At 38.7% G+C, this 15305-nt stretch carries 13 protein-coding genes and 1 rRNA gene; 9 read left to right on the top strand and 5 right to left on the bottom strand.

The genetic code is table 11. The features are described from left to right. Positions 1-210: 210 nt before the first annotated feature. Positions 211-320, top strand: a 5S ribosomal RNA gene (gene rrf / locus BLQ05_RS13060). Positions 321-686: 366 nt separating this feature from the next. Here rrf and BLQ05_RS13055 read toward each other — a convergent pair. From BLQ05_RS13055 to BLQ05_RS13040, 4 genes are read right to left on the bottom strand one after another with little or no spacing between them, the layout of a single operon-like run. Then, entirely contained in the window at positions 687-1328 is a 642-nt protein-coding gene (locus BLQ05_RS13055; RefSeq protein WP_023576945.1) for an endonuclease III domain-containing protein, read from the bottom strand. Positions 1329-1331: 3 nt separating this feature from the next. Next, positions 1332-1724, bottom strand: coding sequence for a peptide-methionine (R)-S-oxide reductase MsrB (msrB, locus tag BLQ05_RS13050; RefSeq protein WP_023576944.1), 393 nt, complete (start codon positions 1722-1724; stop codon positions 1332-1334). Positions 1725-1729: 5 nt separating this feature from the next. Beyond that, positions 1730-2203: a peptide-methionine (R)-S-oxide reductase MsrB gene (msrB, locus tag BLQ05_RS13045; RefSeq protein ID WP_023576943.1), complete on the bottom strand. Its 474-nt coding sequence runs from the start codon at positions 2201-2203 to the stop codon at positions 1730-1732. A 6-nt stretch (positions 2204-2209) separates the two neighbouring features. Next, positions 2210-3064, bottom strand: coding sequence for an alpha/beta hydrolase (locus BLQ05_RS13040; protein WP_023576942.1), 855 nt, complete (start codon positions 3062-3064; stop codon positions 2210-2212). Positions 3065-3247: 183 nt separating this feature from the next. Between BLQ05_RS13040 and BLQ05_RS13035 the strand changes: the two genes are divergently transcribed. The 7 genes from BLQ05_RS13035 to BLQ05_RS13005 all read left to right on the top strand — a co-directional run bounded on the left by BLQ05_RS13035 (position 3248) and on the right by BLQ05_RS13005 (position 12078). Next, positions 3248-4066 (top strand): M48 family metallopeptidase, encoded by an 819-nt coding sequence (locus BLQ05_RS13035; RefSeq protein ID WP_143000962.1) that lies wholly within the window; start codon positions 3248-3250, stop codon positions 4064-4066. 61 nt (positions 4067-4127) lie between these two features. After that, positions 4128-5441, top strand: coding sequence for an MFS transporter (locus BLQ05_RS13030; RefSeq protein WP_023576940.1), 1314 nt, complete (start codon positions 4128-4130; stop codon positions 5439-5441). Positions 5442-5501: 60 nt separating this feature from the next. Further along, positions 5502-6026, top strand: a complete 525-nt coding sequence (locus tag BLQ05_RS13025) for a lipocalin family protein (protein ID WP_023576939.1) — start codon at positions 5502-5504, stop codon at positions 6024-6026. A gap of 193 nt (positions 6027-6219) precedes the next feature. Then, positions 6220-8670, top strand: coding sequence for an endopeptidase La (gene lon / locus BLQ05_RS13020; RefSeq protein WP_023576938.1), 2451 nt, complete (start codon positions 6220-6222; stop codon positions 8668-8670). Positions 8671-8780: 110 nt separating this feature from the next. Continuing rightward, positions 8781-9800 (top strand): type IX secretion system protein PorQ, encoded by a 1020-nt coding sequence (gene porQ / locus BLQ05_RS13015; RefSeq protein WP_023576937.1) that lies wholly within the window; start codon positions 8781-8783, stop codon positions 9798-9800. Between the two features lie 206 nt (positions 9801-10006). Then, positions 10007-10696 (top strand): (d)CMP kinase, encoded by a 690-nt coding sequence (gene cmk, locus BLQ05_RS13010; RefSeq protein WP_023576936.1) that lies wholly within the window; start codon positions 10007-10009, stop codon positions 10694-10696. A gap of 128 nt (positions 10697-10824) precedes the next feature. Next, positions 10825-12078 carry a nucleoside permease gene (locus BLQ05_RS13005; RefSeq protein ID WP_023576935.1) on the top strand — a complete coding sequence of 418 codons (1254 nt, stop codon included), beginning with the start codon at positions 10825-10827 and terminating at the stop codon, positions 12076-12078. 65 nt (positions 12079-12143) lie between these two features. Here the strand turns inward: BLQ05_RS13005 and BLQ05_RS13000 are convergent, their stop codons facing one another. Next, positions 12144-12707, bottom strand: a complete 564-nt coding sequence (locus BLQ05_RS13000; protein ID WP_023576934.1) for a YciE/YciF ferroxidase family protein — start codon at positions 12705-12707, stop codon at positions 12144-12146. Between the two features lie 774 nt (positions 12708-13481). On the opposite strand from BLQ05_RS13000, the gene rpsA reads away from it, so the two are divergent. Further along, entirely contained in the window at positions 13482-15251 is a 1770-nt protein-coding gene (gene rpsA / locus BLQ05_RS12995; protein ID WP_023576933.1) for a 30S ribosomal protein S1, read from the top strand. Positions 15252-15305 lie beyond the last annotated feature (54 nt).

Genomic DNA, 15305 nt, shown 5'->3' with positions numbered 1-15305 from the left:
ATAGATGTAAAGGCAGTAATGTCATAGTCGAGTAGTACTAATAACCCGTAAGCTTATGTACGTCCTCCCCCGAGCAATCGGGGGAAGAAACTTTCTAATACAACTAAATACTTCTTTATCTCAGTATGTTAAGATATTGTTCAATTGATAATTAACAATGTATAATTGATAATTAATAATTGGAAAATTGCCTAAAGCAATTTAACCTCTTAAGGTGGTTATTGCGGCGGGGCTCACCTCTTCCCATTCCGAACAGAGAAGTTAAGCCCGCCTGCGCAGATGGTACTGCAATCCTGTGGGAGAGTATGTCGCCGCCTTTCTTTTGAAAACCCTTCATTTAACAATGAGGGGTTTTTTGTTTTATAACCGTTTTTGTTTTTGAGAAAAATAAAGTGAAATCTACTGTTGTGGCTTTGTAATAGAGTGAAAATAGAGATTTTAGACAGATTCTTAGCCACGAATTCACGAATTTATTTCAATTAATTCGTGAATTCGTGTTTTTTTATCCTTTAAACTCCTGAAAACGTAAATGGATTCCTTTCTAGCCCCGGGTGGAGTGGCACGAAGTAGAACGGAACACGGGAACGACGTATAGCAATAAAAAACAACCATTCGCTCTAAGAAATAAAAAAAAAAAAAATAACTTCCTGATTTTTAGCGATTTGGTGTTTTGTAAAGTTCTTGGTCTATAAGTTTTTGTGGTAAGAACAGCAAAAATTAACCGGACAAATATCACATTTTGGATTGGTTGGTCTGCAAATTTCTCTTCCTAAAAACGAAATGGCCATACCGATTTCTCCCCAGATTTCTTTAGGTAAAACCTGCATCAGTTGTTTTTCGACCTTGTTTCCGTCTTTGGATTCGGAGATTAATCCTATTCTTGGAGCAACTCTAATTACGTGCAAATCAGCGATAATGCCTTCGGCAGCGACGTTGGATTCCCGCATAATTACGTTGGCCGATTTTCTTCCGATACCTTTTAATGCTACCAGACTGTCCATAGTTTGCGGAATATTTTTGTCTTCTTTGAGTAATTGAGCAATTTCAATTAACCAACTTGCTTTGGTTCCGAAGTTCCGCACTTTGGAAATATGAGGAATCAGCGAATCGATATTGGATGCGGACAGGCTTTCTAAATTTGGAAATTCCTGGAATAGGGTTGGCGCAATTTTGTTGATATTGGCATCGGAATCCTGAGCCGACAGAATTACCATTACCATTAATTGATAGGTGTTCTGATACTCTAACGGATGTTTTTTGCCTTGATATTTTGCTATAAGTGGTTCTAAATTCGCAACCCAATCAATCTGTTCTTCAAATAAATCCATGTTTTATTTTTTACGGAAATATAAAGATAGGGAATTTACACAATATCGTACACCCGTTTTTGTAGGTCCGTCGTTGAAAACATGACCGAGATGTCCGCCACATTTTGAACATAAAATTTCGGTACGCAACATGCCATGTGAAGTGTCTTTTATGTATTCCACTTTGCCCGGAATCGATTCGTCAAAGGAAGGCCAGCCGCAATGTCCGTCAAATTTGGAGTTGCTTTCAAATAAAGGCTCTCCGCAACCGCCACAACAGTATGTCCCGTTTTCAAAAAGCAGGTTGTATTCGCCGGTGTGTGGATATTCGGTGCCTTTTTGACGGAGGATTCGGTATTTTTCTTCGCCTAATTCGGCTTTCCACTCTTCTTCTGATTTTTCTACAGGATAACTCATAATAATTATTTTTTCGGAATGAATTTAATGGATACCGAATTGGTACAAAAGCGTTTACCGGTTGTTTTTACCGGTCCGTCATCAAATACGTGGCCTAAATGACCATCACATTTAGCGCAGGTAACTTCGATGCGTTCCATGCCCAGACTATTGTCGTTGGTATATTTCACAGAACCTTTAATGGCCTGATCGAATGAGGGCCAGCCGCAATCGGAGTCAAATTTGGCATCGGAAGTGAATAGTGGATTTTGACATGCGGCACAAACGTATGTTCCTTTTTCAAAATGTTTCCAGTATTCACCCGTAAAAGGTCTTTCCGTGCCTTTTTCTCTCAGCACTTCGTATTGTTCCGGAGTCAGTTTTTCTTTCCATTCGTCTTTGATGGTTGGTGTTGCAACGGAACTCGTTTCTTTTTTCTTTTCCTGACCATTACATGAAAGGAATGTGCCTAAAAGCACTAATAAAACTAATTTTTTCATATCTCTTTACTGAATAAATGCTACTATTTTTTTGATGACTTTGCTGTCACCCAAAATTTTTCGATGCCCTAACTCTTTGGTAATCATAAGCTCTCCCTGATTCAGGTATTGGTAGATGTGATGTGCGGCGGTTACCGGAACATCATCGTCATTTTCATCATGAATAACCAAAACCGGAATCGAAACGTCCTTTGCTGCTATATACGCAGAATAACTGTTCATGGTTTCCCCTAATTTATTTTCGAAAGCAATCCGCATTTGAGTGCTTATATTGGGTTGTAATCCGAGTTTTAAAACAAAATCATCCATGATATCCTGAACTACATCACCGCTTCCAATAATCACTGCTTTTTTTACACTCAACCCTTTTTTAATGGAGTTCATAACGGTCATACCGCCTAATGAATGTCCGATGGCATATTCAAACGGCCCGAAATCTTTTTCAATTTGAAGTGCAGCGGCAATAAACTCGGTCATGTTGCTGGTCTTTCCGGGCGCTTTTCCGTGTGCTGGCGCATCGAAACTAATGGTGGAATAACCTAATTTCAGTAACTCGTCTGCAATTTTAACCAATTGGGTTCCCCGTCCGGACCAACCGTGAACCAGTAGTATTTTCTTTTCACCAGAACCGTATTGGTATAACATAATTTCCTTATCAATGGCGGGTATTCTTACTAATTGTTGCTTACTGTTGGCATCCATCTCAATTTCTCTTTTGGGAAGTTTATGCCGGATGGGGGTCGTAAACAGTTTTATGGCGAATCGGGTTGCTAATTTTGGAGATAATGTTTCCAAAACTTTAGCGGTGTATAGTATGGTTTTGGGTATTTTAACGGTTTGCTGGTGTTTTGCTTTTTTCATCCTCTGTAAAAAATATACTGCAAGTTACTTTAATAATGAAGTATTGTGTTATAAATTATTCTTAAATCTGAGGGTAGTTTTGGCATCAAATTTGTTTTTTCAATAAGACAATAATATTTTGTACCTTTAATTACATTGTTACTAATGTAAATGCTTAAATTTGTTTAATAAAAATCTTACGTTATGAATATAAAAAGTCGTTTAATTTTGATGGGTTTGATCGTGTTGATTATATCATGTGCGAAAAACCCTTTTACTGGAAAAAATACTATGGCTCTAGTGCCGAACAGTGAAATTTTTCCTTCGTCTTTCCAACAGTACAATACCTTTCTTAATGAAAATAAAGTTGTGAAGGGAACCAAAGACGCACAACGTGTGGAAAGTATAGGAATGAAGATAAAAGTAGCTGCCGAGAAATGGTTAAATTCAAATGGCAATGTTGGGTATTTGAAAGACTACAAATGGGAGTATAATTTAGTTGAAAGTAAAGAAGTAAACGCTTGGTGTATGCCTGGTGGTAAGATTGTTTTTTATACCGGAATCTTGCCAATATGTAAAGATGACGCCGGTATGGCAACTGTAATGGGACATGAGGTGGCACACGCCCTTGCGAATCATGGACAGCAACGTATGAGTGCAGGCATGTTACAACAACTTGGCGCTGTGGGAGTAGGTGTTGCTACAGGAAATAAAAGTGAAGAAACACAACAAATCGCAATGACCGCTTATGGTGCAACAACTCAATTAGGAGGAATGTTACCCTTTAGCAGAGCACATGAAAGTGAAGCAGACATGATTGGATTAACCCTAATGGCAATAGCCGGTTATAACCCGGATACAGCTGTGGCTTTTTGGGAAAGAATGGCCTCTAATTCCGGCGGACAGGCGCCTCCTGAGTTTTTGAGCACCCACCCAAGCAGTTCAACCCGTATTGCAGAAATTAAGAAACTAATCCCACAGGCAAAAGCGGAGGCTGCAAAATTCGGAGTTAAATTTAAGTAAGAAAAAAATATGTATATTCGAATCCCGATGCAAATCGGGATTTTTTTATACCTAAATTATTATGAAACAACTCGAAAAAGGAGATTCGAAATTATTAAATGCCTGGGCTTCTTACGATTGGGCGAATTCGGTTTATAGTTTGGTTATTGCTTCGGCAATCTTTCCTATCTATTACGGACAGCTTTTTAAGAACCGAGGCAATCTCAATATTGATGTTTTCGGTACTACTTTGAAAAGTACGGCCCTGATTAGCTTCACAACAGCGGCGGCTTTTTTAATGGTTGCCTTTTTTTCGCCGTTACTTTCCGGAATTGCGGATTATGCCGGGAATAAAAAGTCCTTTATGCGCTTCTTCTGTTATTTGGGAGCAACGTCATGTATAGGACTTTATTGGTTTGATTTGGAAAATATTTATTTCAGTTTGGCTTGTTATTTCTTCGGATTGATTGGTTTTTGGGGAAGTCTGGTTTTTTACAATTCCTATTTACCGGATATCGCTTTCCCGGAGCAACAGGACAGGGTCAGTGCCAGAGGGTATTCCATGGGCTATTTGGGAAGTGTTGTCTTGTTGATAATAAATTTGGCCATGGTCATGAAACCGACGCTTTTCGGAATTACCGGAACGGAAGGAGAAGCTGCAATGAAAGCCATGAAGTATTCTTTTATTTCGGTGGGAATCTGGTGGATTGTTTTCAGTCAGTATGCTTTTTATCATTTACCAAAAGGAACAAACGGAAACGGGAAAGTGCACCGCGCCGTTATATTTAACGGTTTCAGGGAGTTAAAGAAAGTTTGGCATTTGCTGGAGGAAAACATCCGTTTAAAACGCTATTTGGTGAGTTTCTTCGTTTACAGTATGGCGGTACAAACGGTTATGTTGGTAGCCACATATTTTGGCGAACAGGAAATTACATGGAGTTCTGACGGAGAACGAACAATGGGGTTGATAATCAGTATTCTGGTGATACAATTGGTAGCTGTTTTAGGGGCTGTAATTACGTCGCGGGCTTCTGAAAAATTCGGAAATATTACTACGCTTATTGTAATTAACGGAATTTGGGTAATCATTTGTATTTGTGCCTTTTTTGTTACTTTACCCATACATTTTTATATAACCGCCGGTTTTGTGGGATTGGTCATGGGAGGAATTCAATCGCTTTCGCGTTCTACGTATTCTAAATTTCTTCCGGAAACAAAGGACACTGCTTCTTTTTTCAGTTTTTATGATGTTGCCGAAAAAATCGGAATTGTTATCGGTATGGTTCTCTACGGATTAATTGATCAGATTACGGGTAGCATGCGAAATTCCATCGTTTTTTTAGCGGTATTTTTTGTAGCCGGTGTTTTCTTGTTGACAAGAGTTCCTAAAAAATGACGATGAAAGAAAAATAATATTATATTTGAAAAAAAATAGAAAAACTACTAATCAATAATTATGAAAAGAATTAAAAATCTAGCCGTATTTGCTTTGTTTTCAGCTGTATTGTTAACATCGTGTGGCGATACTGAACCATTGGACCCTGCAGTTGCTACAGGAAATACACAAGATGAAATCATTGGAAGATACCGTTTGACGGCATTCAATACCGATGTTCCTACGGATTTGAATAACGATGGTAACACTTCAACAAATCAAATGTCGGAAACGTCATGTTACAACAACATGTTTTTAAATTTGAATGAAGACAATACATTTACTGCCGATTCTAGAGGTGTTGATATTTCAGTAACCGAAACACTTGTGTGCTTTACAGATCCTGTAATTACCGGAACATGGGTTTATGCCAACGGACAGTTACTATTGACTTATACCGAGGCAGGCGAGCAGTTTACAGATACTTATACGGTTGCCGGCGACAGAATCAGCATCAGAGAGAATGAGGCAACTATTGTTGGTATGCCTATGGACACTCCGGTTTTTCTTTCTTCGGGTATTTCTATCGTTTATACGAAACTATAATATTTCGAAAAAATAATATGGAAACCCGAATTTGTGTTCGGGTTTTTTTATGGCATAAAGATTGACCTATAGTACTGATGAATTTCAATAATAATGTAAATTTGTATTGATATTCAGCGAGATAGTTGTTTTGGGTTTACCAAAATGATTGTCTGTTTTTTATTGTTTAATGACAAAAAGTCGTAAAAATATTATGTCAAATCAAAAAATACTCACGCTTGACAATCTGTCACTTCAGGAAATCGATACGGATGCCGAATTAATTCCGCTTTTAACGCCCGAAGATGAAGAGGAGATGAATAACGAACTCCTTCCGGGAGAACTGCCTATATTGCCTTTACGTAACACCGTACTTTTTCCGGGAGTTGTAATTCCGATTACAGCCGGGAGAGACAAATCCATTAAATTAATCAATGATGCCAATTCCGGAGACAAAATTATCGGCGTAGTGGCTCAGCGGGATGAAAATGTAGAAGAACCAACAGCAGCAGATATTCACAATGTGGGAACTGTGGCCCGAATTCTTCGCGTTTTGAAATTACCCGATGGAAATACTACGGTTATTTTACAAGGAAAAAAACGCTTTGAAATCGATTCCGTTACTACGGAAGAGCCTTACCTGAAAGCAAGAATAAAAGAAGTTGCCGAAGTCCGCCCAAAAGGAAAAGACAAGGAATTTTCAGCGATTATGGATTCGGTAAAAGAGTTGGCGATTCAGATTATCAAGGAAAGTCCGAATATCCCAACAGAAGCCACTTTTGCCATTAAAAACATCGAAAGTAATCCGTTTTTAATCAGTTTTGTTTCTTCCAATATGAATCTTTCCGTAGAGGAGAAGCAGGAGTTGTTGTCTATCAATAATTTAAAAGACAGGGCTTTGGAAACATTGCGCTTTATGAATATCGAACTTCAGAAACTGGAGTTAAAAAACGATATTCAGTCGAAAGTGCGTTTTGATTTGGATCAGCAACAGCGTGAATATTTCCTTCATCAGCAAATGAAAACCATTCAGGAAGAATTGGGTGGCGTTTCACACGATCAGGAAATCGAAGACATGCGCATCAAAGCCAGAGCCAAAAAATGGGATGAAAAAGTAGCGCAACATTTCGATAAGGAAATTTCCAAATTGCAACGCATGAATCCGCAGGCACCTGATTTCGGAATTCAGCGTAACTATCTGGAATTGTTTCTGGAATTGCCCTGGAACGAATATTCTAAGGACAAATTCGATTTAAAAAATGCGCAGAAAATACTAGATCGCGATCATTTCGGTTTGGATGATGTCAAAAAACGAATCATCGAACATTTAGCCGTTTTGAAATTGCGAAACGACATGAAATCTCCAATTCTTTGTCTTTACGGCCCTCCGGGAGTAGGTAAAACCTCTATCGGAAAATCGATTGCGGAAGCGTTGGGCAGAAAATATGTGCGTATTTCGTTAGGCGGATTGCGTGACGAAGCAGAAATTCGCGGACACCGTAAAACCTATATCGGCGCTATGCCGGGAAGAATAATCCAGAGTTTAAAGAAAGCGGGTACTTCCAATCCGGTTTTCGTTTTGGATGAAATCGATAAATTATCCATCAGCAACAACGGAGACCCGTCTTCGGCTTTATTGGAAGTGCTGGATCCGGAGCAAAATTCGGATTTCTACGATAACTTCCTGGAAATGGGCTTCGACTTGTCTAAAGTGATGTTCATTGCGACTTCCAACAGCATGACAAGTATTCAGCCGGCGTTACGCGACCGTATGGAAGTGATAAATATGACCGGATATACCATAGAAGAAAAAGTGGAGATTGCCAAACAGCATTTGCTTCCGAAACAACTGAAAGAGCACGGACTAACGTCGAAAGATCTGCAAATCGGTAAAAAGCAACTCGAAAAAATTGCTGTGGGGTATACCCGTGAATCCGGTGTGCGTTCTTTGGAGAAAAAAATCGCTTCCGTTGTTCGAAATGCGGCAAAGTGCATCGCTTTGGAAGAAGAGTACAATAAAAAAGTAACCGACGGAGATATTGTGAAAGTATTGGGCGCGCCACGATTGGAACGTGATAAGTACGAAAACAATGAAACGGCCGGAGTAGTTACAGGTTTGGCGTGGACAAGCGTTGGAGGTGATATTTTATTTATCGAATCCATTATTTCCAAAGGAAAAGGAGGAATGACAATGACCGGAAACCTGGGTACGGTAATGAAAGAATCGGTTACCATTGCCTTGGAATACATTAAGTCGAATGCCGAAAAATTAGGAATTGCACCGGAAACGCTTGAAAAATACAATATTCATATTCACGTTCCGGAAGGGGCAACGCCAAAAGACGGACCAAGTGCCGGTGTAGCAATGTTGACCTCTTTGGTTTCAAGTTTCACCCAAAAACGTGTTAAGAAGAGTCTGGCGATGACCGGTGAAATTACGCTTCGTGGCAAAGTATTGCCGGTGGGCGGAATCAAAGAAAAGATTTTAGCGGCCAAAAGAGCGAATATTAAGGAGATTATTCTTTGTCATGAAAACAAACACGATATTGATGAAATCAAAGCGGAATACATCGAAGGCCTGACCTTCCATTATGTGGATACGATGGAGGAAGTACTTAACATCGCCATTACAAATCAAAAGGTGAAAAACGCCAAAAAAATATAAGTAAAAGTCATTCCAATTTAGTGATAAGTTGGAATTTCTTTTTTTGCGTAATCCCGTTTATAATTTTATCTTCGCATTTGCGTTATTCATTCTGAAACGGAAAACCAAAAATGTACAAGAAACTACTGACTATAATTTTTCTTTTGATTTGTGCTGTGAATTACAGTCAGATTGGAGGGAAATACACCTATCAGTTTCTGAATTTAGTTACTTCACCACGTCAGGCCGCTTTGGGAGGAAAAACCGTGACCATTTACGATCAGGACGTTAACCAAGGTATCTATAATCCGGCGACCATCAATGCGGAAATGGACAACCATCTTTCGCTCAATTACGGAAGTTATTTCGGAGAGGTTACCTACGGTACCGGTGCTTATGCCTATACTTGGGACCGTCACGTGCAAACCCTTCATTTGGGTGTGAATTATGTCAATTACGGACAGTTTGAAGGTTATGATGAAAACGGACAAAAAAGCAGTGATTTTACCGGTAGCGAAATAGCGCTTTCGGGTGGTTATGCTTATAATATTCCGTGGACGCCGATTTATATAGGAGCGAATGTGAAACTGATATCGTCCACATTGGAAAGTTATCAGTCTTTTGGGGCGGCTGCGGATATCGGAGGTTTGTATGTTGATGAGAAAAACGATATCAATATAGCCGTTGTGGTACGAAACATCGGAACACAAATAACAACCTATGCCGGTGACAGGGAGAAATTACCTCTGGAAGTGATGGCCGGAATTTCGCAGGAATTGGAGAATGTCCCGCTTCGTTGGCATTTAACATTGGAAAACCTGCAACAATGGGATATTGCTTTCAGTAACCCGAACCGAACCGAAGCCACTATCGACGGGCCCGGAAAAGAGGAGAAAGTATCTTTCGTCGGGAATGCATTCCGACATGTTATTCTTGGTGCCGAGTTGTTTCCGAAAAAAAGTATTAATTTCAGGTTGAGTTATAATTTCAGAAGAGGCGAAGAACTGAAAATTGTTGATCAGCGTAATTTTTCAGGAATTTCAGCCGGTTTCGGACTGCGGTTTAATAAAATTAAATTTGATTATTCGTATTCACGATATACCATTGCTGCCAATATGAGTCTGTTCGGTCTGACCATCAATTTGCAGTAAGGAGAAGAGTTAGGAAGTAGATAACAGATTGCAGATAGTAGAAAGCAGATTGCAGATAACAGATAGCAGAAAGCAGGTTGCTGAAAACATAAATGTACCATTTGTCATTCTGAGCTTGTCGAAGAATCTCATAAAGTAATTCAGAAAAAAGAAGAGAAGATAAAAGTATATGGAGTCAGATGCTCTTTATAATAAATAGTAAGAAGTTGAAAAAAATTACAATAGCAATAGACGGATATTCGTCAACAGGAAAAAGTACGTTAGCCAAACAATTGGCGAAACATTTGGGGTATGTCTATGTGGATACCGGAGCAATGTATCGTGCGGTGACTTTTTTTGCCATGCAGCACCATTATGTTTCCGAAAATCATTTGGATAAAAACAAACTGATTGAAAGTTTACCTGATTTGCATCTGCATTTTGAGTTCAACCCTGATTTGGGTTTTGCCGAAATGTTCCTTAACGGAAAAAATGTGGAGACTGAAATCCGAACGCTGGAGGTTTCCCGTTTGGTAAGTAAAATTGCCGAAATATCGGAAGTCCGTTCCAAATTGGTGGAGCAACAGCAACAAATGGGCAAACACAAAGCCATTGTCATGGACGGACGCGATATCGGAACTGTGGTTTTCCCGAATGCCGAACTTAAGATATTCATGACTGCCAGTCCGGAAACCAGAGCACAGCGTCGTTTTGATGAATTGGTGGATAAAGGGCAACACGTAACCTATCAGGATGTTTTGCAAAACGTAATGGAGCGCGATTATATTGACACCCACCGTGAAGATTCCCCTTTAGTGAAAGCCGCGGACGCCATTGAAGTTGATAATTCCGCCATGACAAGGAAACAGCAATTTCAATTGGTTTTAAGTCTGGTTGACGAAAAAGTTATCGCGTAAAAAAACACATACCGAATCCAAAATGGTTTGAATTAACAGATTAGTTCAAATTATTTTGGATTTTTTGTTTTTAGTGTTAGATTTACCGGCTTTTTAAAAAATTAATAACCTACTATCATAAAAAATATATGAACATAAAAATTCGCCTTACTTTAATGAGTTTCCTGCAGTTTTTTGTTTGGGGAGCGTGGTTGATTACCGTTGGAAATTACTGGTTTGGAACAAAACAATGGAGCGGGGCAGAGTTTGGAGCTATTTTCTCGACTTTGGGGCTTTCCTCTATCATAATGCCGGCACTTACCGGAATTATTGCCGACCGTTGGGTGAATGCCGAAAGATTATATGGGGTACTACATATTTTGGGAGGATTGGCAATCGCTTATTTACCTCAGGTAGAAGATCCAACAACTTTTTATTGGGTGATTTTTGCGGCTATGATGTGTTATATGCCCACGATTTCGCTGTCCAATTCGGTAGCCTATACGATTCTTAAGAATGAGAAATTTGATGTGGTAAAAGTGTTTCCACCGATTCGTGTTTGGGGAACCGTAGGTTTCATTGTGGCGATGTGGATTACGAATCTTACCGGAAACAAAGCTTCGGTAAATATGTTTTATATTTCTGCTTTTGCTGCTTTTGTATTGGGAATTTATTCCTTTACGTTACCAAAATGTCCGCCACAGAAGTTAATTTCCGAAGAGGCTTCTTTTGCTAAAAAACTGGGATTGGATGCTTTCAAACTGTTTGGAACCTACAAAATGGCCTTGTTCTTCATTTTTTCCATGTTTTTGGGAGGGGCATTACAGTTAACCAACATGTATGGTGATACGTATTTGTCTGAATTTGAAAAAATCCCTCAATATGCGGATTCGTTTGTGGTGAAATATTCCACAATCATCATGTCGATTTCGCAAATATCGGAGACCTTGTTTATTTTGGCGATTCCGTTTTTTTTAAAACGTTTTGGTATCAAACAGGTAATGTTAATCAGTATGCTGGCTTGGGTATTGCGTTTTGGTTTATTCGCATACGGTGATCCTGAAGGCGGTTTGTGGATGATTATCCTTTCGTGTATCGTTTACGGGATGGCGTTTGACTTCTTTAATATTTCCGGTTCCCTGTTTGTGGAAACCACAACAGATTCCAAAATACGTTCGAGCGCACAAGGTTTGTTTATGATGATGTCCAATGGTTTTGGTGCTTTCTTCGGAGGAATAATCAGCGGTTATTTAATCGATAAATATTTTACAATTGACGGTCAGCGTGACTGGCACAATATATGGTTGGCGTTCGCAGGGTATGCTTTGGTAATTGCTGTAGCTTTTGCGGTATTGTTCAAACACAAACACAATCCGAAAGATGTGGAAAGTGTAAGTCATTAATAATAAAAGCCTCGAGTAACCGAGGCTTTTATTATTTTAGAAACGAACTGTGTTTCGATAGGGTTTTAATTCAGCGCTTTTCGGTTGAGTTCGGTATCGGCGATGCTGGTCAACAATTTATCGCATTTTTTTTCTTCATCCAATGTTTTAAGAAGATTGTCTAAACATTGTTTCTCATTGAGGACTTTTGCAAACGCGGCTAAAGTGCCATAAGATGAAATCTCGTAATGTTCCATTTTTTGTGAGGCGGCAATGATGCCGGCATCCCGTGTGGCACCGATTTTTGTTTCTTCCATCATGCCTTTTCCTTCCTCTAAAAGACCCTGCATGGCATCACATTTTTTCGCAACGGCCTTTTTACCCATAGATTCAAAACAATTTTCGAGCCTTTTAATATGGTTTTCCGTCTCACCGATGTGATCTTCGAGCGCTTTTTTCAATTTGGGAGAGGTTGCATTTTTCTGCATTTTGGGAAGCGCTTTAAATAAGGCTTTTTCCGCCCAATACAAATCTTTTAAACCATCTTCGAATAAATCCGACAATTCCTTAGCGGCGTCTTTTTTAGCCGGAACTTTTTTGGTCGCTGTCATTGGGGGCATCGTACTTGATCTTACTGTTGCTGTTCTCATAATATACTTATTTTGATTAATGTTACTATGTAAAGCGCAGTAGGTGAGTCGGTGTGTTTTTTTGGGGTAACATATTGAAAATGAGTTATAAAGATAATGTTTATATAAGTCTTTGATTTTCTTTTGGTTATACTTTAACACAGCGTGTAAGGTTTATTTCATTAATGCATTTCCTGATTTGTTCCGATTAATCAGGATAGCATCTGATGTGAAAAGTGTTAGTGCTACATAAAGTAAGGAAACCCGAAAGTTACTGTGATTGCCTGTTTTTTTTTGTTGGCAGCTACTCAATACATTTCCTAACTAGCCCCGGTTGGAGGAAGCACCGTGTGCAACGGAAAACGGGAACAGGGTTTCCAAAAACGCCCGAACCTTTCGCTTCTTGTCAGACTATTTAGACCGTTATACTTCTTAGATAGAATAGATTAGTCAGAACTGCAAGCTCCGTGAGTTTTACAATTACAAAACTCAATTCCTTCAAAGAGAATAAAAAGTCTCGATACAATCAAACCAATCTATGTTGCTAAACGGTCAAACCAATCTGAGAAGTCTGGGATTTCAAACCAATCTAAGAAGTCTAAGTTATCTAAGAATCTGATTTTCTAAGAAGTCTAATTGAAAAACTTTTGTAATATTAAAAAAAGAATTACCTTTGCAGACCTTTTGGCAGAGAAGAGTTTCCATTAGGTATCAACTATTTATGTAAAACACTGCTGTTGTTTTCTATCGCATTACGAAACTCGAGAGGCACGGCATACAAATTTTTTATCAGACATGTCTGAAACATTAAAATCACAAGAAGAGTTTTTAGCGAATTTTAACTGGCATAACTTCGAAGAAGGTATCGATGCAGTAGACGAGAAAAACTTACAGGAATTCGAAGAATTAGTAGCAAAAACTTTCATTGCAACTGATCAGGAAGAAGTTGTAGAAGGAGTAGTTGTTAGAATTACTGAAAGAGATGCAATCGTTGATATCAACGCTAAATCTGAAGGTGTAATTTCTTTAAACGAATTCCGTTACAATCCAAACTTAAAAGTTGGAGACAAAGTAGAAGTATTAATTGACGTTCGTGAAGACAAATCAGGTCAGTTAGTATTATCTCACAGAAAAGCACGTACAATCAAAGCTTGGGATAGAGTTATTTCTGCTAATGAAACTGGAGAAATCGTTAACGGTTTCGTAAAATGCAGAACTAAAGGTGGTATGATCGTTGACGTATTTGGTATTGAAGCTTTCTTACCAGGTTCTCAAATTGACGTTAAACCTATCCGTGATTACGATCAATATGTAAACAAAACTATGGAGTTCAAAGTTGTGAAAATCAACCATGAGTTCAAAAACGTTGTTGTTTCTCACAAAGCGCTTATCGAAGCGGATATTGAAGTACAGAAAAAAGAAATCATTGGTCAATTAGAAAAAGGACAAGTATTAGAAGGTGTTGTTAAAAACATTACTTCTTATGGTGTGTTCATTGACTTAGGAGGTGTAGACGGATTAATCCACATTACTGACCTTTCTTGGTCAAGAATCAACCACCCAAGTGAAGTTCTTGAATTAGACCAAAAACTTAACGTGGTAATCCTTGATTTCGATGATGAGAAAACAAGAATCCAATTAGGTTTAAAACAATTAAACGCGCACCCTTGGGATGCTTTAAATGCTGATTTAAAAGTTGGTGATAAAGTAAAAGGTAAAGTAGTTGTAATCGCTGATTACGGTGCATTTATCGAAGTTGCTGAAGGTGTTGAAGGTTTAATCCACGTATCTGAAATGTCTTGGTCTACGCACTTGCGTTCGGCTCAGGATTTCGTAAAAGTTGGAGATGTTGTTGAGGCAGTTATCTTAACTTTAGACAGAGAAGATCGTAAAATGTCTTTAGGTATCAAGCAATTAACGCAAGATCCTTGGACTGATATCACTGCTAAATACCCGGTAGGTTCTAAACACACTGGTATCGTTAGAAACTTTACTAACTTCGGAATTTTCGTTGAGTTAGAAGAAGGAATCGACGGTTTAGTATATATTTCTGACCTTTCTTGGACTAAGAAAATCAAACACCCATCTGAATTTGTTAACGTTGGTGACAAATTAGATGTAGTAGTATTAGAATTAGATGTTGACGGACGTAAATTATCTTTAGGTCACAAACAAACTACTGCTAATCCTTGGGACAAATATGAAGAAGGTTTCGCAGTTGGAACTATCCACAACGGAACAATCTCTGAAATCGTTGACAAAGGAGCTACTGTAGAATTCGGTGAAGATATCGTTGCTTTCATTCCTACACGTCACCTTGAAAAAGAAGACGGAAAGAAATTGAAAAAAGGTGATACTGCTGATTTCAAAGTAATCGAGTTCAACAAAGAATTCAAAAGAGTAGTGGCTTCTCACACGGCTATTTTCCGTGAAGAAGAAGAGAAAAACGTGAAAGCGGCTGAATCTAACACTACATCTTCTACAAATGCACCAGCATCTACATTAGGAGATAACAATGATATTCTTGCTGAATTAAAAGCGAAAATGGAAAAAGGAGGAAACTAATTCTTTCTTACCCTGAATATTGAAAAGCCCCGCATTTGCGGGGCTTTTTTTATG

It is taken from the genome of Flavobacterium saliperosum, from assembly GCF_900100625.1.
GTDB lineage: Bacteria > Bacteroidota > Bacteroidia > Flavobacteriales > Flavobacteriaceae > Flavobacterium > Flavobacterium saliperosum.
Note: the sequence above shows the minus strand (reverse complement) of the source record. Positions and strands in the feature narration are given on the sequence as shown.

What these genes read in the sequence shown, in the direction of transcription:
- BLQ05_RS13025 (WP_023576939.1), top strand. Translation starts at nt 5,502, where the DNA reads ATGAAAAGAATTAAAAATCTAGCCGTATTTGCTTTGTTTTCAGCTGTA.
- lon (WP_023576938.1), top strand. Translation starts at nt 6,220, where the DNA reads ATGTCAAATCAAAAAATACTCACGCTTGACAATCTGTCACTTCAGGAA.
- BLQ05_RS13055 (WP_023576945.1), bottom strand. Translation starts at nt 1,328, where the DNA reads ATGGATTTATTTGAAGAACAGATTGATTGGGTTGCGAATTTAGAACCA.
- BLQ05_RS13040 (WP_023576942.1), bottom strand. Translation starts at nt 3,064, where the DNA reads ATGAAAAAAGCAAAACACCAGCAAACCGTTAAAATACCCAAAACCATA.
- BLQ05_RS13035 (WP_143000962.1), top strand. Translation starts at nt 3,248, where the DNA reads ATGAATATAAAAAGTCGTTTAATTTTGATGGGTTTGATCGTGTTGATT.
- msrB (WP_023576943.1), bottom strand. Translation starts at nt 2,203, where the DNA reads ATGAAAAAATTAGTTTTATTAGTGCTTTTAGGCACATTCCTTTCATGT.
- BLQ05_RS13000 (WP_023576934.1), bottom strand. Translation starts at nt 12,707, where the DNA reads ATGAGAACAGCAACAGTAAGATCAAGTACGATGCCCCCAATGACAGCG.
- porQ (WP_023576937.1), top strand. Translation starts at nt 8,781, where the DNA reads ATGTACAAGAAACTACTGACTATAATTTTTCTTTTGATTTGTGCTGTG.
- BLQ05_RS13005 (WP_023576935.1), top strand. Translation starts at nt 10,825, where the DNA reads ATGAACATAAAAATTCGCCTTACTTTAATGAGTTTCCTGCAGTTTTTT.
- BLQ05_RS13030 (WP_023576940.1), top strand. Translation starts at nt 4,128, where the DNA reads ATGAAACAACTCGAAAAAGGAGATTCGAAATTATTAAATGCCTGGGCT.
- msrB (WP_023576944.1), bottom strand. Translation starts at nt 1,724, where the DNA reads ATGAGTTATCCTGTAGAAAAATCAGAAGAAGAGTGGAAAGCCGAATTA.
- rpsA (WP_023576933.1), top strand. Translation starts at nt 13,482, where the DNA reads ATGTCTGAAACATTAAAATCACAAGAAGAGTTTTTAGCGAATTTTAAC.